The 19,646-nt window shown below is 38.8% G+C and carries 13 protein-coding genes; 12 read left to right on the top strand and 1 reads right to left on the bottom strand.

What is annotated here, in order from left to right; all coding sequences use genetic code 11:
• Positions 1-714: 714 nt before the first annotated feature.
• From LDN30_RS15320 to LDN30_RS15310, 3 genes are all read left to right on the top strand, one after another.
• Complete coding sequence (locus LDN30_RS15320; RefSeq protein WP_223930157.1) at positions 715-1,431, top strand: UpxY family transcription antiterminator; 717 nt, start codon at positions 715-717, stop codon at positions 1,429-1,431.
• An 83-nt stretch (positions 1,432-1,514) separates the two neighbouring features.
• On the top strand, positions 1,515-4,529 hold the full coding sequence (locus LDN30_RS15315; protein WP_223930155.1) for a virulence factor SrfB: 3,015 nt from the start codon (positions 1,515-1,517) through the stop codon (positions 4,527-4,529).
• A gap of 10 nt (positions 4,530-4,539) precedes the next feature.
• Positions 4,540-4,914 (top strand): virulence factor SrfC family protein, encoded by a 375-nt coding sequence (locus tag LDN30_RS15310; RefSeq protein ID WP_223930153.1) that lies wholly within the window; start codon positions 4,540-4,542, stop codon positions 4,912-4,914.
• Between the two features lie 71 nt (positions 4,915-4,985).
• Here LDN30_RS15310 and LDN30_RS15305 read toward each other — a convergent pair whose 3' ends face one another.
• Positions 4,986-6,290, bottom strand: coding sequence for an IS1380 family transposase (locus tag LDN30_RS15305; RefSeq protein WP_223928390.1), 1,305 nt, complete (start codon positions 6,288-6,290; stop codon positions 4,986-4,988).
• A 153-nt stretch (positions 6,291-6,443) separates the two neighbouring features.
• On the opposite strand from LDN30_RS15305, the gene LDN30_RS15300 reads away from it, so the two are divergent.
• From LDN30_RS15300 to LDN30_RS15260, 9 genes are all read left to right on the top strand, one after another.
• The gene (locus LDN30_RS15300) at positions 6,444-8,993 is read left to right on the top strand and encodes a virulence factor SrfC family protein (protein WP_223930185.1); all 2,550 of its coding nucleotides are present in this window, start codon (positions 6,444-6,446) and stop codon (positions 8,991-8,993) included.
• An 11-nt stretch (positions 8,994-9,004) separates the two neighbouring features.
• On the top strand, positions 9,005-11,695 hold the full coding sequence (locus LDN30_RS15295) for a S8 family peptidase (protein ID WP_223930151.1): 2,691 nt from the start codon (positions 9,005-9,007) through the stop codon (positions 11,693-11,695).
• 17 nt (positions 11,696-11,712) lie between these two features.
• A complete protein-coding gene (locus tag LDN30_RS15290) occupies positions 11,713-12,828 on the top strand; it encodes a hypothetical protein (protein ID WP_223930149.1) in 1,116 nt (371 codons plus the stop codon).
• A gap of 15 nt (positions 12,829-12,843) precedes the next feature.
• The gene (locus tag LDN30_RS15285) at positions 12,844-14,457 is read left to right on the top strand and encodes a hypothetical protein (RefSeq protein ID WP_223930147.1); all 1,614 of its coding nucleotides are present in this window, start codon (positions 12,844-12,846) and stop codon (positions 14,455-14,457) included.
• Positions 14,454-16,427 (top strand): peptidase associated/transthyretin-like domain-containing protein, encoded by a 1,974-nt coding sequence (locus LDN30_RS15280; protein ID WP_223930145.1) that lies wholly within the window; start codon positions 14,454-14,456, stop codon positions 16,425-16,427. Before LDN30_RS15285 ends, LDN30_RS15280 begins: the two co-directional genes overlap by 4 nt.
• Before the next feature lies 1 nt (position 16,428).
• Positions 16,429-17,352 carry a hypothetical protein gene (locus tag LDN30_RS15275; RefSeq protein ID WP_223930143.1) on the top strand — a complete coding sequence of 308 codons (924 nt, stop codon included), beginning with the start codon at positions 16,429-16,431 and terminating at the stop codon, positions 17,350-17,352.
• A gap of 5 nt (positions 17,353-17,357) precedes the next feature.
• Positions 17,358-18,155: a hypothetical protein gene (locus LDN30_RS15270; RefSeq protein ID WP_223930141.1), complete on the top strand. Its 798-nt coding sequence runs from the start codon at positions 17,358-17,360 to the stop codon at positions 18,153-18,155.
• Positions 18,152-18,922: a hypothetical protein gene (locus LDN30_RS15265; protein WP_223930139.1), complete on the top strand. Its 771-nt coding sequence runs from the start codon at positions 18,152-18,154 to the stop codon at positions 18,920-18,922. The genes LDN30_RS15270 and LDN30_RS15265 overlap by 4 nt, the downstream gene beginning before the upstream one ends.
• A gap of 63 nt (positions 18,923-18,985) precedes the next feature.
• Complete coding sequence (locus LDN30_RS15260; RefSeq protein ID WP_223930137.1) at positions 18,986-19,522, top strand: hypothetical protein; 537 nt, start codon at positions 18,986-18,988, stop codon at positions 19,520-19,522.
• Positions 19,523-19,646 lie beyond the last annotated feature (124 nt).

Genomic DNA, 19,646 nt, shown 5'->3' with positions numbered 1-19,646 from the left:
AAAAAGTCGGTTCTTTGCAGGGTCGGCTTCAACGATATTGTCTACAAAAATAAGCATTTACTTTTGATTTGACACTATTGCACATAGATAACTTCTTGTCTATTAGAATATTTTAGAATTTCTATGTGGTCTGTAAGTGGTCTGAGGAAAATTTATCGATTTGAGAGAGCTTTGAGACACGCAACAAAGCAAAACATCTTTTTTCTCATTGACTTCAAAAAACCTTTCTCATTATTTTGCATTTTCAATATTTCTTCATAAATTTGCCAATGTTAACCACGTCCGAAACCTTATCGGCTGATGCAGGGTGTGACCATCCGCCGAACGCAGAGTACGTCCCTTGTGGCCGTCCGCCAATGCAGAAGTCCGCAGAGGGTGGGAAGAACTGCCCATGAGGAGCGGTTTGACTGTGGGGAACATATATATGATTAAGGCGTTTACTTGACGCTTTGTTCTTGACACTTCGAAATCTGGTAAATTTCACTTACTGTCAAAGAGCATGGCAATGGTAGATGTTCATGGGTGTGTAATCACCAGCCGGAGGTATACCTTATTATATTATGTTATATATAAGGTATGCCAAAGGTGCGATATACATACAGGCGTGGGCTTCTGCGTTGCTCGTTCTGACAGTAATGGGCAATACCAGAGCCTCGAAGTGTGGAACGAGTGACAAGGGTTCCACGCTTTTTTCATGTGCCTAAAAGATAACCTATGGACACGTTGTCTAATGTGTACATCCGAGAAGGCGGCAATCTCCTTTCCGGTGCGCGGCTTACCCCTCGCACGTTCCCCAGTCAGTTCAAGAATGGGGTGTCGGTGGAGAACGCTCCACAGGAACCAAGTGACACACGACAACAGGAGCAGATAAAGCAATGGTTCGTTCTGCGTGTGGCTTACCATCACGAACAGGAAGCAAAGGACTGGCTGGAAGAGTTGGACATTGACACTTACCTTGCCATGCATGATGCTGAGAAGGAGATGAACGGCAAGAAAAAGCGGGTGCGTGAACCGCTTATCCCCAATCTGCTCTTTGCCCATGCCACCAAGAAAGAGATAGACCCTGTGCTCGCTGCACCTGGCAACGCCTACCTCAGCTACTACTACGACCACTTCCGCATAAATGCTGACGGCAAGAACCCACCGCTCATCGTCCCCGATAAGCAGATGGATAACTTCATCCGCCTGACGAGCATCGCCAACGACCACATTCTCTTCGTCGACCGTTCCCAGTGCCATTTCAAGAATGGCGACCATGTTGTCGTCACCGATGGCGACTTCCGAGGCATTGAGGGCCGTATCGCCCGTGTCTCCCGCCAGCAACGTGTCGTCGTCGAACTAGACGGAATAGGCTGCATCACCACCGCGTATATACCCAAAGCGTTTTTAAGAGTGAAAGAAGGTGGTTTGCTATCTGAATTTGATAGATAGATATAATTGCTGTATAGATATAACATCATATTTGTTAACGATTTTAACTAAAAGGTTACTGAACTATTGTAATATATATACCAATGGAATATTCTCTCATAGCCAATACTGGAATACATGTAATGACATTCCAGATAGAAGTTAATACGCAGGATCCATATAAAATGTGGTTCCATGAATGGTATGATAAGCAAAATGGGGAGTGGCGTTTGGATGCTGTGTATAAATTAGACTCTGAAGATGTATACTACAATAAGAAAGATATTTTCGAAGGTGGCTATTTTAATGTGGCTTCAGAGGAAATTTCAACAGCTATATTGAAGGAAGATGGTATTTTCCCCATCAAGGTAGATGATGAAATGTCAGATGGTATAGACGGAGAAGTTTACAAAATCAACTTTCAAGATAAGCAATGTTGTTTGTCTGACTTTGAGAATCAATGGCTTCCTGTGCCTTATTTTTTCAAAAAGACAAGCAAAAGATTGTCATTCGGTCCATTGAATTGGAGCAGAATGAAATTGCTGCCTGCAGGTGAATATAATGGCATCAAGAAATATAATGTAGTATTGGCCTTCGATACAAGGGCAGGTTACGAGGCAAATGAATATAACGAATATCCAGTGTTTCCCGACAAGTATCGCAAAGACATGAGGTTCGAAGTATGCGATAATGATTTCCAACTTATGGACTACTGCTCCTCAAATGAAGAGTGGGGATACATTAATGCCCATCTCATGAAATTATCCCACCCTGAAGTTCAAAGAATATCTCAGATAAAAGGGAAAAATGTTCAGAAAACAGCATATTCAGCAACTTACATATACTTAATTGACTATATTGTAAGGAACTCTCTGTTTCCTTCTGTAACATTATTTAAGGACGACGGCGTTGAGTATCGTAAAGTTGATATGGTTGTTGACGTCGGTAATTCAAAAACTACGGCAATCTTAATAGAGGATGGAGTGTCTTTGAAGAATGTCCAGCCTCTTGAACTTACTGATTATACAAGCCTCATTAATACAGATGGAGAGAAATCAAAAGTTTGCAAGTATAGTGATCCCTTCGATATGCGTGTTACTTTTAGAAAAGTAAAATTTGGAAGATTTGGAATTAATAATAGTCCGCAATTTGTTTATCCAAGTTTCGTTAGACTCGGAAACGAAGCAAACTCTTTAATCCGTAAATCATCATCTCTTGATGATGACACGGAGAAGTTATGTACATATTCAAGCCCTAAACGATTCCTTTGGGACAATATGCCTAGCAAAGAAGAATGGAGATTCCTGGTGATGAAGGATGAACCAGCTGATGATTGCATTCTCAATATTCCTGGTTTAAGTAATTTCTTGAGAAGTGATGGTACTATAGATGAAACTGGAAACGGTGGCAGTTCATATCACTACTCAAGACGTTCGTTAATGACTTTTGCTTTCTTGGAAATGTTGCTGCAAGCATGGGGGCAAGTAAATGAACATGATTATCGGTATTCTCATGGCAATAAATCTATGCCAAGACGAATAAGTAGGCTCATCGTTACTTGTCCTACGGCTATGTCGCATTTAGAAAGGGAAGCTATGGTAAAGTGCGCAAATGATGCGATTCGTCTTATATCTCTTTTCTATGGTAAAGAGATTGCTACAGAAGTTTATCCCAAATATTGCAAAGATGAGCAAAGTTGGTATTATGACGAAGCTACTTGTTCGCAATTGGTCTATATGTATGGTGAAATAAGTCAAAAATACAAAGGCTGTTGTAAGGAATTCTTTGACTTGTATGGGAAAGGAAATGCCACTTTGACTATCGGATCACTTGATATTGGTGCAGGTACCACAGACCTTATGATTAACGAGTACAAATACGAAGAGGATAATGTGACAGAGGTAAAACCAATACCTAAATTTTACGACAGTTTTTATTATGCAGGGGATGATATGTTGAAAGCCCTTGTGAAGAATGTCATGCTTATTGACGAAGGCAATAATAGCAGCGCATTTAGGGCAGCTTTAAGTAATTTAGGGCAACGAGAGTACCGTCAACTCATGAAAAATTTCTTTGGTGCAGATTACAATGGTCAAACAGTTGTAGAAAAAAAGCTGAGGCGTGATTTCAATGTGCAATATTCTGTTCCTCTTATGAATTACTTCTTAGGTTTGCTCAGTAGTCAAAGCAGGGATTGTACAATTGAGTACAAAGATGTATTCACTGATTGCGAACCTAATCAATATGTGTTAGACGGCTTTAAAAACAAAACGGGGATAGACGTAACAAAGTTGGTGTGGAACTTCAACTATGATTATGCCTCTTCAATAGTTAAGCGTGAATTTGAACCATTATTGCGGAAAATATCTGCAATATTGTATGCTTGTTCTTGTGATATTGTTATTCTCTCTGGTAGACCATCTTCTCTACCAGCCATAAGAGAACTGTTCTTGAAATACTATCCAGTCGCCCCAAACAAGTTAATTGTTTTAAACAACTATTATGTAGGAGACTGGTATCCATTTAGTAACAATACGGGATATATAAAGAATCCAAAAACTATAGTAGCAATAGGAGGAGCCATTGCATACTATTCGATTAAACTTTCAAGCATGAATGATTTTGTGCTTGATCTTAGTTCTTTGAAAGCACTTAAGTCAACGGTAAACTACATAGAACCTGCACGAGAAGGAAGAAGAAATGACTACATTATAACTCCCCAAAAATCAAATGGAAAAATTGTAGTCAATGAGTTGCCTTCTTATTTAAGGATTAGGCAATTAGGATTAGACTCATACCCATCTCGCATTCTATATGCCATAGACTTTAATTCCTGTAAGCTTAGAGAAAATATAAGAGAAAAGGCAAGGGCTAAGGGGGAAAACATGACAGATGGTGAAGTTCTTGCAGCTCTAAATGAGAAGATAGATACATTTAAGTCAAAAATGCCATTTACAATTTCTTTGGAAAGAGATAGTGAAGACATTGAAAAGTTAAGTGTTGAATCAGTAGAAGATTCCAATGGTAATGAATTTTCAAGAGATTATTTTGAAGTGGATATTCAAAGCCTTGGTATTAATTACAACTATTGGTTAGACACTGGCTCTTTCGATTTTTAAGAGTTTTGCTATGATACAGAATGACATTAATAAAGATATAAACATAATAAATAAAGCCTTAGATTGGGCTAAAAGATACGGAGTAGAATCTTTTCCATTTGAGGCTCTTAAAGATGACAGAAGATACTTGCGAAGAGTGGGTAATGCTCTGTCAGTCAATTGTGCCGTTGCAGCTTATGGAGAGAGTCAGGTAGGTAAATCTTATCTGATAAATAGCTTGTTGTCTACATCTGATGCTCCATTCGTAATTTCTAATAATGGAAAAGAATATAGTTTTATAGATGACCTCAATTCCGCAACCCTACTAATAGTCTCAGGCCATTGCGGTCAAAACCGCCCAGAATGCAATTTCTCTTGTTCAAACTGGCTTTTTGCCATATCCTAACTGATATGAGCGTACAAAGCCCCCTTACCCCCATTAGGGATATTACATTGTTAACCTCCAAAACGTTTGGCTCATCCGTAGCTGGCGTTGAAAATGGTCCAGTAGTGCAACCATCTGTTCTTAGTGTAGATATTCAGAGTCCATTGCCTGGCGACACGGACCCATTTAGCCGGAACAACAATGAAGGCAAAGACAAAGCGCTTAAGGCGACTTTTCATGTCTATACCGGGAAAGATTGCGCTGACCTTTGACAACAAGTACTGATAGAAATTCTTCAGCATGGCGGTAAAGAGAAGGAACACCGTGTTGTCCTCCATGGTTGAGAACGGGAGATGAGCCCAACCGAAGTCGTTATTCTGAACGTCGAAATTTTTCTCGCAGGCGCCTCGCTGATTGTACTTGTCAATGACTTGTTCTTCAGTGCTGTTATGGTCGCTGGTCAGTATGGCGCGGTACATATATTCCATGCCGGGCAGGAACCGCTCTCCCTGTTCTGCGTCCATCTTGGTGCGCTGCACTACAAGCCGTAAATGCCAGTCGGAAAGGAATTCGGTGAATTCAAATGATGCGACGTCCATATCCTGGCCATTTACCGACGTGTGACGCCAATCCTTGCACTGTTCATACATCTGCCTGCGGTCAGCACAGCTGCTGGCACGGAGGTAAAACGTCTCTGTCCGAAGAAAGAGCTCCTCAACAAGTTCCTTGATGAACGAGCCGCAATCGGCACGGAACATGCGCACATAAAGTCCGTGAGCCTCGATATTGTCCAGCATGCGTGTCAGCTCTTCCACTTGCTCAAACTTGACATTCGAGTTGCCCTGCCTGTTTTCAATGCCGATTATCAGCGGACCGGATGTCATCACGCCCGGGAAGTAGCCGCGCTGTTTTTTATAGGAATACAGCGCGTCGCTTTTCTCAGCGGGGATGAACTCGTTGTCAAAGTCGACATCAATGCCCTGACCCTTTTTCATAAGGCCAAGCAGCAATGCCATGTCAAGCATCAAGGAATTTAGTTTCATGGCAGGATCATGCGCATATACGTTGCCAGCTTTACTCGTATAGGCTATACTCATGGCACTCAGCTCCTTCAGCCCACGGGCGATGGTGTCAGAACTTGGTATCCTCGCATCTGGGGCAGTGCTCAGATACTTGTTCAATATGGTTGTAATATCCTCTATGTGGTCACCGCCACAGAGATATATGCAGAATAGCGCAAGCATGATATCGCTGTACTGATAGCCATAGTTCGCACAGCGGAGATTAAGCCGCCCGTCTACCAGTTTGTCCAGTCCTGCGCGTTTAAATTCGTTCATAGCATAAAAAATTCCGCCGTAGGGGACTATGTTATCATATTTTATTGCTACTTTTGCCATGTCATTTAGAATTGAACTATTTTTGTTTTGACACCATAAAGTTAGTGAAAATTCTGCAAATGGCAAAACTCTGGGGAACTTATTGTTCCTCAGAGACTTATAAAAAATATTAATAAAGAATTACGCAATTAGTTGCGGAATTAAGGAGATGAGATTAATCCCAGTGGAGGCAAAAACACAAAGGTAGAATCAACTGGTATCGTAACAAGGTTTACCATAAAAAACGATATCAACGAGAAAATGAATGATTATATCAAGGTTAATAATCTCTCCGTTGTTGATATTATTTTACTATTGGCCGATTCCTACTATAATGATGTAAAAATAAATTTTGAGACATCGCTTAGTACAGAGGAAATAAGAAAAAAACTCTTAAACTTAAAGAGTACTTTCTCTTCCAATGATATTAAACAGAATATTATTACTGAAGACGATATAAAAGATATTGAGGATTATCTTCGTGATATAATTGGAAGCAATTCCAAACCAGTGTTGGATTCTGGCTTTGCAAAAATCACGTCTACTTTTATTCAGAATGTTCCGTATACAAACTGGGTAGATGTATTCGGCTTGCTGTGGAATAATAATGTCGATCTAAACCGACTCTTCTCTACATTAATTAATGAATATAAGAAGCTGGGGTTCCAGACATCTGTGTATATTCCATTTTACACAGTATTGGCTTCACAAGGAACGATTCTGAAGATAGACTGGCTTGATACTGTTTGCGGTATGGACATTGATTATGGCAAAGACGAGGCTTTTACAGATGTTTTTGACCAGGATGGTAATCTTATTACTAGTCAGTTTGGAAAAGGATATTTGTCAGCTTTGATAGCAGAGTTGACATTTGTACTTCCTCAAAGCATTGCCAACGAGAGAAAATTCCTTGAGAAGATAGACCTGCTTGATTTCCCTGGTGCTCGTTCAAGAGAGAAATACAAAGAAGAGCAGATAAAATCTGTATTACCAAAGATACTAAGAAGAGGTAAAGTGGCATACTTGTTCAACAAATATTCACGCTCTCTTCAGATCAGTGCTGTCCTCTTCTGTCATCATAATGACCAAAAAGCAGAGCCTACAATAGGAGAGACGATAAATTCTTGGTTAAATCAAGCGATAGGTAAGACACCCGAAGAAAGAACAAATTTTTTAAAGACTACCAATGGAATATCTCCGCTATTTTTCATTGCAACTAAGTTTAACTTAGACATGCAAAAGGAGAAGATGGATAATCCTGCTACATCCAGTGATTTATCCTCGCACTGGAAACGTTTTGATACAGTTATTCCTGAAATCATCAAGCCCGAAAGTTGGATGGAGGATTGGGTTATTCCTGGAGGTATGTTTAAATCAAAATATTTCCAGAACATTTTTTTACTGCGCGACTTTTACTGGTCGGGTAAGAATTTGCTATTTGATGGTTATAGTGATCGAGTAATTAAAAGTCCGGAAACAGGCATCCATACTTTCCCAGAATATCCTGACTATTGGGAAGACCTTAAGCAAAGCTTTCTACACCATCCTTTTGTTCAACGTCATTTCGAAAATCCCGAAAAAGCATGGAAAGATGTTGCATCTCTTAATAATGACGGTTCCAAAGCTATCATTAAACAGCTCAATGGCATAGCTTCTTATCTTGATGGCGCAAGACTTGCAAGATATACACATAAATTAAAGGATATTAACGACGATATTCGTAGAAGACTTGAGGCCTATCATGAGTCAGGAGACAAAGAGGAAAACAATAGAAAGGTAAAACAAATCGCCAGTGATCTAAAGCTTTCTTTAGAATTGTCAGTAGGGAACAAAGCAGAGTCTTTTGGTAAAATCATTGATAGCTTAATGATTCCGTCAGACCCGATCAGAGATATTGCATACAATATCCTCAATCTTCATACTGAGATTCCAAAGGATTTCTCTGCAGTGAACTTTATTAGAGTTCAAGCCGGAATAGATCTTGATGATGACAGAGAGAAAAACATAAGGCGTCTATGCGACCATTTTACCTGTGATGAAACAAGACTAAAGGAAGTTCTTGCAAAACAAGGTCTCTCAATTGATGATGTCGTTCTGAAACCATCAGAAGATCTTGGATCTGAAGCTGCAATTCTTTCAAAGCGTATTCTTCAATATTGGAATGATTTCCTAAATAAACAAGTAGAAAAACTTGGAACCTTATTGCCTCATTCAAGTGAGTTGGTACTCACATTTCAAAGATTAGGGAAGGCGTTAAATGTGCGTAAATACATCTCTGATAAAGTGAATGTATACATTAAGATGTTCGATGAGGAGAACCTACCGAATGCGGTGGCAGACTATACTTCTCTTTTATTGAACAGGTTCATCAGTAATGTAGGCAGAGACATGATGACTGATGCAGAACTTCATAATATTGAAGCAAAAGCACGTCATTGTGGCTTAGAGGTAGATTTTAGCGCAAAAGCTTCCACCACGTCCTATAACACAAGACCTATCGAAGAAGTCCTTTCCGTTTTGGACGAATCTGCTGGTATGCTGAAGGAAAGTAATGTAGACAAATCGGCTCTCGAAAAACTTCCTTTGTGGAGTAATTTCATGAAATGGGAAAATTGCGTAATGATCGGATTATTATATGCAAGTGACATCTCTGATATAAATCCTGTTGCTAATAATGAAATGGGACAAATGCTTGAAGCATGCGATAAACTATATAACGATTAACAGACAATAATATGAAGGGAAATGCTATCTTTCCAGGAAAGCAAGAAATTTGCTGTACAGAATTGTCATTCTTTACTGATTTTGCAGGTATTGGTAATGATCCTCTGTACAAGCGATATGACAGTGTCTATAGCGTAGTAAGAAGCACTGTACCTGAAAAGTACCTGTCATTTCTTGCTCAACCATACTATTCTGAAGATGAGGATAAGATACATTGGTATGTAGAAAAATGGCACGAAACTCCAAGACCAATAGATAAGCTTCAAGGTGAAGAACAAGATCATTATGAGGCTATTAAGAATGACACAATAGATGCTTATAAGGAAGCCCTGCGTCATTCAAGCGGTGATGCTAATATCATTCTCACGCAAATTCTAAAGTACATTAAGGATGAATACATATATTGCTATGATGAAAAAGTAGTCCTCACTGTATGGGGCATGAGTGTGGATACCAGGCTTCATGAAACAAAAGGTAGTGTTGTATATGTTTCACCAGAAGATAAGAAAAGGTTTACTGTTACTTTTGATGTAGGAGTAAATGGTGATCTTTATAACAGGCTTGATGCAAAACTTTCTCGTGAAGACGGAAAGATCATAGCAAAGGAAGATCTGCCTAAGGTCAATGCTCATACCGGTTACGAATTTAAAGAGTGGCAGCCGTCACCCTTTGGATATGTCGTTCATTCAGATGTAACCTTTAAAGCTATTTACATCAAAGTAGAAAATCCCGTTGATGACAATGTTGACCGAGCAGAAAGTCAGCAAATCCCAACGGCAGTTTCTCCTGTTTTACCAAAGAATGACAGAAAATTTGTTTTCCTTCCAGGTGACTATGGAACTTTAGATGGCAATACTGAGTTCGTTAAAGAAGACGGATATACCCTGCAAGCCTCTGATTTCCCTCAGGTCAGGCCTAATAAAGGGTATGAATTCAATAAGTGGTCCTTTGAGAGCAGACCAAATGAAAGTAGATACACAGCAACCTATACAAGGCTTCCTTGGTATAAAAGATTTTGGTTGTGGATTACAGAATTAGATTGGCGTGGCTGTCTGAAATGGCTACTCCTGCTTGTACTATTATTCATTTTATTATTCTTGCTTTTACGTGCTTGTAATAGCTGTACTCATCATGCAGAAGAAAATGGGGTTGTGCCCATTGATTCTATAAAGGACAGAAATGGAAAGATTGTCGACGACAATGGACATTCCCATAATATTATTGGAGATGATGGTAAACTCCCTGAAGGCACTGTAGTTGCACCTATTACTGACGAGGATGGAAACATGCCACCTATTGGCAAGTCTCCTGATGGGGAAAATATTGTCGCAAACAGACTCAATATCTATTTTGAGAACGACAATGCAAATCTGAATCAATTTGCACAAGACTTTAAAAAAGCATACCCACAGGACGAATACACTATCATTGGTTGTGACCGTAATGTAAAGATGGTTCAAATTCAAGTACCTACAGATCAGCGTGACAGAGTGAGAGACGAAATGGTTTCAAAGTTGCCTCGGCAAAAGTTCTTTGTTGTTGATGAGGCCATTTTTCAACTTAATGGTTATATCAATAATAACGGGACAGATGCTGGATGGCATCTTAGAGCAGTGAATGTAACAGGCGGTTGGAAATATACAAAAGGCTCAGCGAATGTTACGGTTGCTGTCGTAGATGATGGAATCGATTATAGTCACCCCATGTTTACTGGCAGAATAGTTTCGCCATACAATGTGTTTACACAATCAAACACATTAAGTCGTGGTGAAGGACATGGAACGCATGTTGCTGGTCTTGCTGTAGGCTCTACTCAATTTTACAGCCAAGGAGCTTCCGGAATGGCACCAAATTGTAAATTAATGCCTGTACAGGTCTTTGATAACAATTATTCAACATTTTCATCCGTTACAAGTGGAATTATGTACGCTGTTCATAAAGGAGCGGATGTTATTAATGTTTCTATTGGTCCAAATCTTGAAGGACTAAACTCATTGTCAGAGGGCCAGCAGGCGCTGCTTGCCCAAACGCGTTTTAAAAATGAGGAAAGGGTTTGGAAGAAGATAATCGCTGTAGCCAATAAGAAAAACAGCATTATTGTCTTTGCCGCAGGTAATAATGATATTTTGACAAAAATACTTCCAGAGTGTAGAACAAATCAGACTATCAATGTCTCTGCCGTTAACAGGTCATTAGCAGCCACACAATTTACGAATTATGGAAGTGGTTCCAATATTTCGGCTCCAGGTGAAGATATATACAGTTCATTCCCTGTTAAGTCCTTCAGGTTTTGCGACGGGACGAGTATGGCTGCACCAATAGTGTCAGGCACAATAGCTCTTATGAAAAGTCTTAAGAAAAACATTACTGTAACACAGGCTTTAGGAGTACTCCAGGCATCGGGCAGGTCAATCCAAGGGAATGTTCCGCCAATGCTCCAAGTAGATAAGGCTCTTGTATTTGTAAGAAGTGGAAGATTTCCAAATCCAATAAGAGAGAAAGGGTTGGGAGATCAGCCTGTCATAGGTGATGGAGACTATGAAAGTGGCGGAACTGGCAATGGTAGTGATGAAAATATGTCTAATGGAGCGAATCCACGAGCTCCAGATCGAAATACAAATTATGATGAGGTTCGTAAACTTATAAGAATATATAAAGAAAAAATCAGGGAATTGGAGAAACAATTACCCAATGGAAAATAATAAGAACAAAGTAAAATATGAATAAGAAACTAAAATTCTCATGGGGTCACATAGTGGCTTTCCTTGTCCTAATATTCATCGGCTACATTACCTTTATGGGTGTAACCTATGAATCTGATGGTAATTTCAGCAAGGCGGGAATAGGGACTACAATTATTTTAATTGTACTTATGCTCTTCTTTATCGGTGCACAATATATGAAAGGCGTTGACGAGAAGTTTAGGAAGAGTATAGTTTGGGAACGTATATTCATGTATGCTTCTCCTATAGTCTTTATTATCTGCATGATTCCTTACTCTCATTTTTGGACCGTATTTAAGGATGGTGATGAGATAACTAAACAGTTTGACAGTGCTATTGAGCTATCAAAGAATATGTTCACAGACTATGATGAATATGCTCACAAACGTATTGATAACTATGAGTCAATGCTCAACCGGGTTGTAAGCAATAAGAATCTTAGACCACAAGAGTATAGAGACTTAGGGCTTACAGGAAGAAACGACAATGAGCAGAAAAGACTGATGGTCAAAGAACTTGAACTTCAATTGTTATCAAGCAACTATGACAGCCTGAAAACGACCGCAACAGACTGGATAGACAATGTCAAAGGAGCAAGCGTATGGAACGTTTTTATCATCGGCAACATAAAGCAAATCAAGACTTCAATGGGAAGTTGGAATAAAGACTTGGCTTCATTTGCTGCCAAAAAGATAAACAATGAAGAGTACAAAGGCTATAATACTGTTCAAATCTATTCTGATCATGGAAAAGAAATTTCCAAGGTAGAGACAGCGTTGGATAATTTGAAAGGTTTGTATACTGAATCGTCATCTCCAACTCCGACAGCTATAATAACGGGCATTCTTTGTTATATTCTCTTATTGTTCCCTTACTTCATACAGAGACGTAATACAAAGAATATTTATAGGCTATTCGGTCAAGAAGGTGTACACAGAACTATAAGGGATTCTGACGAATATCTTGTTGGGTTTCAAAAAGAAACTAACAGATTTGAGCATAGGAGACAAGTTAGAGACGCTCAGGTCCAGGAACAAGATACTCAAGAAAAGGCACAAGTCAATCAGCCTCGTCAAAGAGGAGGACTTCATGGAAGAATAAGAATGGAATAAACAACATATAATATAATGCTAACAAAAGAAGACATATTAGACAATGTAGAAAGCTACACTTCAGAAGAGCTAGCCGACTATATTAAATCTAACCTCGTCACTTTGGACGAACTAAAAATGACAGGATCGCTATCTCCTGCAAGACGTAGGGAGATAGAAGGTTTTGTAAAAAATTCCGAGGACGATGATTGGAAAAAGACTCAACAGATAAATACTATTGAAGCCTATCAGCAGTATTTAGACACCTATCAAAGTGGAAAATATCGCAATGAGGCAAGGAATAAAAAATCCGAATTGCAATCTGAAGCACAAGTTGCTGACGCTGAGAGTGAGTGGGAGTTGGTAAACAAGGATAGACTGCATGATTTAAAGCTGTATAGAGACTCTCATCCCTCTGATGATCCGCATATGTCAGAATGCAAGAAGCTTATTTTTAATCTTCAAGCATCTTCTTATGCTGGACCCGGTATTATTGTCCTTTCCAACAAGATTACTGAAATTGATACGTCTACAAAGGTTCTTGATAAGCCGGCGGTTAAGGCACAAGCCATTAAAGAAGCATTGAATAGCGGAAGAGCATCTAAAAAAGATATACTGAACAGAATTCAGAAAGATCACAACTGGCTTGATCATACAACGCTGTACAAGTTGATGGTTGACGATCAACTTATAGACTTCGATGACTTAAACAGTATTGGCATTGATAGTCGTTTCTTCTCTTGTCTTGGTTCTGCAGATAACAACATCCTAACATTTAATGCGAAAGCATTGACAGAGATAGATCTTCCTTGTACAGAAGTCTATTTTTGGGGTATTCCATCTTCTGGTAAGACCTGTGCATTAGGTGGCATTCTAAGTGTTGCCAATAGTGGTCATGTAGCAAGAACTATGGCAATGGATAAGAATTGTCAAGGATATGCCTATATGAACAGGCTTGCAGATCTCTTTAAGAGCGATAAGGCTACGAACTTACCACCAAGTACAGGCTTCACACAGACCTATGCTATGAGTTTTGACTTGGTAGATCAAAGAGGAAAAACTCATCCTATAACCTTAATAGATTTAGCAGGTGAGTTGTTCAAGGCAATGTACTGGCATGATGCTGACCCATCGAAATTGACTGACGAACAGTCTAAGCATCTTGAGACGGTTACTAATATTTTAAAGAACAACCGTTCCGATAACCGAAAGATTCATTTTTTCGTTATTGAATATGGTGCTGAGAATCGTCTTTACGATGGATTCCCTCAAAACGTATATCTAAACGGAGCTCTTCAGTATATAGACGGAACTGGCATTTTAGACAATGATACCGATGGAATCTATGTATTACTTTCAAAATCAGATAAGGCAGAAAGAGACGGTCTCAATAGCCTTGAAGACATAAAAGAGTACATTGGTAAAGGCTATGCGAACTTTTATAATGGTTTGGTAAACCTCTGCCAGAAGTACGAAATCAATGGCGGCCATGTTGACATCATTCCATTCACTTTGGGAGAGGTCTGCTTTAAAGACTTCTGCCTATTCGATGACTACGACTCTTCCGAAGTCGTGAACCTTATTCTTGAGCGTTCTTATACTCTTGATACAGGCAAGATTGGTAAACTTAAAAACATATTCAGATCATGAATACGATAACAATATATATTCACATAATAGTGGGAGGTGATCGTGGAGCAATGCAATATGGTGTTGCTTCCGAGATCAAGAACTATGTGCGTGACTTTCGAGGAAAACTTCCTTACAACAGTCAAACATCTTCTTTATTAGCTTTATCTTTGATTAACACTGGTACGACAAGAGGCGCCCTATATACAATAATCAAAGCTGCTAATGGTGGAAGACCTCAAGATTATATCAGCTGCGACATTTTTGTTCCAGCAGAAGTAAAAATTAGCAAGGATGAGGTTGTTGACCTTTTGAAAAAGGCCGAAAACATAATCTCTAACGATGAGCTTAAGGACGAGGCCATAAACTCCTTGGTTTCTAAGACTTATGCAACGAAGAAAGCTCTTCCTCAATTTACTTCCTCACGGAATGATTCTTCTTACGCTGTTAGGTACTATGGTAAAGGCACTGACTATTCTCTTGAAGATATAGTAGAGAGTCCTTTCCAGAATTACTACGCCAACTACGGATATATTATTCTTTCAAATAAAGGAGAAGGTATATCCTTTTCATCAGCTCAAGCTGATTTAACCAACAAGCCAATTGTATCTCTTGTAGAAATTGAGCCCGCGCAAAATCGAAGAGGATTTATCCTCTCTATAGATGGGATAAAATTAGACCATACCATCAGTATACAAGAAGGAACTACGCATAAACTTACTTGGAGTAAGGAAGGGTATGCCGAATTAGAAGCCCAAATTACTATAAAGAAAGGTATGACAATACCAGCTCTTCGTGATAGTGACATAATCATGCGTATACCACTGACACATTTCCATGTTGTTGATGGAAGAACGAATAAGGGCATTCCATATCATTACGATGCTGATTTCATGCAGAAATCGTCTAAATTTGGAAAATATATAGACATAAAAGAACAGGATCTTTCAAAGGCAGCTATTAGATTCTCTGCTGATGGATATAAGTTACGTACTCTTCCTCTAAAGGATGCTATGAGTGTTCAACTTATTACTCTTGAAGAATGTAGATTTGTCTACAACATAGAGTTGATTATTAACTCTGTTTCATATACAGGGCAAAAAGTAGCCAATCATGAATTAGATTGGAATGATCTTCTTCTACCTGATGGTTTCAAGCACTCTAATAAGCATCTCGCTTATGGAGAAGATCAAATAAACAGAGCCACCTGGACTTATAACCAGCCTCAGAGAGATCAAGCATATGATTACGTCTCTGAAAGAAGACTCAATGAGAGAACTGGATATGATAGAAACCATAGACATAAGAAGCATTCTTTAGCAAAAAGGGCTCTTATTGGGGGTGGTTTGCTACTTTTTGTAGTATTATTCACAGGTCTTATTTGGCCTGGATGGTTTCATAATGATAAGCACATAGCTCCAGAGGATCAAAGTCAAGAAGCACTGATTGACTCTGCACACGTAAATCAGCTTGTCAAATATCTTGACAATTCTAATCAGTGGAGCAAAGATAGTCTAAACAAGTATCAGCTTCAGAATCTATACGATGCCATGAACAATTATAAGTTTGATGACATCATTGGACTTGGAAGTAATGACAGTTTGATGCAATCTTCAAAGTTCTCTCAATTACTTGCTGCTATCAACGAAATTAAGAATAAGGGAATAACAGTTCCGTCAAAAGTAAAGCCATACAGCAACGATGGAAAAATAACATTATCCAAGTACATTGAATATATAAAAGATCCATCACATTTCAAGGGAGAAGGCTCTGGTGATATGGAAGATTCATTTGGCTGGGCAGGAAGTGGTGAATCCGATAAAATGGGGCCTTCTCAAGATGAAACTACAACAAGCCCTTCTTCAAGTGAGCCAAAAGGAACTAGGGTAACTCAGAGTGGATCCTCTTCGGCAGAAAAAACCGTGCACAAGGTAACAAAAGGTAAAGGAAACAAGCCTACTAATAATGGTATAAACCAAATCGGTCAATAATATGACAGACAGTAAAAGAACAGGAACAAAAGTTCTAATCCTTGTATTAGGAGTAGTCCTTTGCGTAGGTGGAATCTTGGTCTTTTATAAGACTAAGGTCTCACCGCCTACGAATTTGAAGTATGGAAACCAGCATTTTAACTTTCTCGAAAATGAAATAAGTTCTTTGAAGAAAAGTAATGAGCAGAATGATACTGCATTATACAATATCATGGATGAGCTGAGCTGGTATTATCGTGATGATTTTATCAGCCTTCAGGAGTATGGCATCTTAACTGACAGCCTTGCTAAAGCATACGTACCGCCCTTTATTTCAGCTTCAAAAGCAGAATTCAAAAAGGAGGTATGGGACAATGCAAAGCTTAACAACATCCTGTCTCATATCTATTTGCTTAGAGGTTGGACAACCAATAATGGTGATCCCGTCATTTGCGGTAATCTTGCCCAAGGCTTAAATGATATAGAAACAACTATAGGTCAGTATCGTAAGGCGTGGTCTGTAGCTCATTCTACGAGTTTCCATGGTATGGCTGCTGCCAAATCTGTTATAGCAAATGCACACTATTACAGTAACTTGCCTAATTTACAATCTTGTACATCACTTATGGAAGCTCTTTCCAATGTTACTCCGGCATTGGAGAGACAGCATTTTAGGATTATTACGTCAAAGGTTCAATCGCTTAATAGAGGCTGGATCTATACAAGTCAAGAACATTATGAAGCTCGTATTAACTCTGCAAACAATGCTGTAAGGGAATATAGCAATGGCGCAAAAAGTACTTATGGCAGCTATGCCTCAAGTACATCATCGCTCAGTGCAAGTATCAAAACTTATAAGAACCAAGCAGACGCTTATTACCTTGAAAAAGCAAAGGAGGAGTTTGAGCGTCAACAATCAGAACAGCTAACTACATCACCATGGTAAACGACATGCATAAAATATTGTTGTTGTTGACAATGATCTTCCTTTCAGTGCTAAATTCTAATGCAGTCGCACCGAAAGATGGGGATAGCATAGAGGATTCGTTGCTTAAAGTGAGATGGGATTCTCTGAACACCATTAAAGCCAGATTGACTAATGAAAGAAATACTCTTATTAGCTTCAACAAAACCATCAAAGGTAAACTATCAGAACTTAGCAATGCTAAAGTAGAGGCTCAAGAGGGCTTGGCATCGTTAAACAAAGACTCTGTGGCCATTTTGCTATTGCAGGATAGCCTGACTGATTTGCGAAAGCAACTTGATACTTATACGTTATACATAAAATATGCGGAACGATGTGCAATCAAATATGCAAATAATAAGCTCTATTATCCATATGATAGCAGTGTTGAGACAGCATTGGATGTACTCTCTCGGGTCAAAAATAATCCTTATCCGCAACTACTTGATATCTTACAGAGCTATCATTCATATTACAGTGACTTTGTTGCTACCTTAGATAGAGTTCAACACGATAAAGGAGCCAGGGCTGTTAGTGCTAAGACTAGCATCCGTTCTGATATGATGGCAAAAATTCGGAATGACTTTGCTAAGGATTATTTTTCTGCGGTTTCACACACTTCATATTGCTTAAGCCCCTATTATAAGACATCAAACAGAATTCACTATATGGATGTGTTAGTAAGGGAAGTTTATAACGCCATTGCAAAATATAAAGCAGGGCAAAGAGACCTAATCTTTAGTGATTATATCGAGTTTGGACGGTTATTTAGTATTGACAGATGAAAAAAATATTTTTTATAGCGTTCTTGTTGATTGTCTTCTTCTGCGACATTAAAGTGTCGCTTGCTCAGTCTGAAAGCTCCAATAAGACTTGGGCTGGCTTGTCCATTAAAGAAAAGCGAAATGCTATAACCAAGTTGGAGGGAGACATAGCCGTACTTCAAAGTGCAATCAAAAAGCAAAAGTTGGACTCAATCAAGTCTCAACTTACTTATTGTCAGTTTGATAGTGAGATGACTGCAAACAAAACTCACTTTGACGCTATTCAAAAGAAATGTACGTGGTCTATAAATAAAAAGAATTCACTAAAACAGAACATAGAGTCAATAAATTCTGAACTTTCTAAAATCGCAATTTACGACCAATACATCATCGACTATGCAAGTGATAAACTTTTCTATCCTTGGAATAGTTCTGTAAATAGTGCTGTTACTGCATTGGATAGTATCAAGAGCCCTTCGCTTAAAAGCAAATCTTTACAACTAAAATCGCTCTTGCAAAAATATGAGAGTATGTATAATGAGATTATAAATGTAATAAAAGTTGCTCAGAATGATAAGTTCCGAACAGATACAGACAATACAGTTCTGTTTAAAAATAAGGTGAGTTTAATGATGACCCATACTGTTTATATGTCTGGTTATAAGAGCAGAATCCCTTTCTTAGATCGATTGATAAATCTGTTCTATCGACAGCTAAATCTTCACTCAAAAGGGCATATTGCAGATTTTGAATTCTTGCTTCACTATGACAGTATAGAAAAAATGTAGAATTGCCTTTCTTTGTCGATCCTTTCAGTCTTTCTAATATAAATTGCGTCTAATCCAAAAACCATGCAAGTCAAGAATTCTATCCATCTGATACTGTTAGCGTTAGTGATGCTGACAGTATGTAACGGAAAAGCTCAGACCCTTTCCGAGATATCAGCTCGACTCAATAAGTCTTGTCCGATAGACAAAGGTATGGTGTCGATAAACAAGACTTCTTTCTCTGGTAATACCTTTTCTTTGTATATAGCATATGCGGATGGACAGGTTAGCTTTGACTCATTGCGGGTGAAACCTAAAACTGGCGAAGAATTGGCTGCATTCTTTGTGGGCTTAATGTATAAGTCTTATCCTTATATGTTCACACGTATGCTAAGTAAAAATGTGCCATTTCGCCTACTGGTTAGTGAAAAATATGGCGATGATCATTTCTCCGTCACTCTTTCTCCAAACAAGATCAAAGCGGCTATTAGAAAGTATGCCGACCTGTCAATTGACATGATTATACTCGAAAAGGAATTAATTTATGGACAATGCATGAAAGATGTTCTGAAAGTAATCTTTCATCCGGACTGCTTAGAATATCAGTTTGCTTTTGATTAAAGAAACCTCCATTTGAGACACTATACACCAAGCATAGCAACTAGCTCTTCTATATATTTAAGCATGGTTGCCGTACCCCATTTACCACCATCTTTGGTTCTCACCTTCTTGTATTTTGAAAGGT

It is taken from the genome of Prevotella lacticifex, assembly GCF_019973375.1.
Lineage (GTDB): Bacteria > Bacteroidota > Bacteroidia > Bacteroidales > Bacteroidaceae > Prevotella > Prevotella lacticifex.
The sequence above is the reverse complement of the archived record's forward strand: the minus strand, read 5'-3'. Positions and strand labels throughout refer to the sequence as shown.

What these genes read in the sequence shown, in the direction of transcription:
- LDN30_RS15280 (WP_223930145.1), top strand. Translation starts at nt 14,454, where the DNA reads ATGAATACGATAACAATATATATTCACATAATAGTGGGAGGTGATCGT.
- LDN30_RS15290 (WP_223930149.1), top strand. Translation starts at nt 11,713, where the DNA reads ATGAATAAGAAACTAAAATTCTCATGGGGTCACATAGTGGCTTTCCTT.
- LDN30_RS15310 (WP_223930153.1), top strand. Translation starts at nt 4,540, where the DNA reads ATGATACAGAATGACATTAATAAAGATATAAACATAATAAATAAAGCC.
- LDN30_RS15285 (WP_223930147.1), top strand. Translation starts at nt 12,844, where the DNA reads ATGCTAACAAAAGAAGACATATTAGACAATGTAGAAAGCTACACTTCA.
- LDN30_RS15275 (WP_223930143.1), top strand. Translation starts at nt 16,429, where the DNA reads ATGACAGACAGTAAAAGAACAGGAACAAAAGTTCTAATCCTTGTATTA.
- LDN30_RS15315 (WP_223930155.1), top strand. Translation starts at nt 1,515, where the DNA reads ATGGAATATTCTCTCATAGCCAATACTGGAATACATGTAATGACATTC.
- LDN30_RS15295 (WP_223930151.1), top strand. Translation starts at nt 9,005, where the DNA reads ATGAAGGGAAATGCTATCTTTCCAGGAAAGCAAGAAATTTGCTGTACA.
- LDN30_RS15305 (WP_223928390.1), bottom strand. Translation starts at nt 6,290, where the DNA reads ATGGCAAAAGTAGCAATAAAATATGATAACATAGTCCCCTACGGCGGA.
- LDN30_RS15260 (WP_223930137.1), top strand. Translation starts at nt 18,986, where the DNA reads ATGCAAGTCAAGAATTCTATCCATCTGATACTGTTAGCGTTAGTGATG.
- LDN30_RS15320 (WP_223930157.1), top strand. Translation starts at nt 715, where the DNA reads ATGGACACGTTGTCTAATGTGTACATCCGAGAAGGCGGCAATCTCCTT.
- LDN30_RS15270 (WP_223930141.1), top strand. Translation starts at nt 17,358, where the DNA reads ATGCATAAAATATTGTTGTTGTTGACAATGATCTTCCTTTCAGTGCTA.
- LDN30_RS15265 (WP_223930139.1), top strand. Translation starts at nt 18,152, where the DNA reads ATGAAAAAAATATTTTTTATAGCGTTCTTGTTGATTGTCTTCTTCTGC.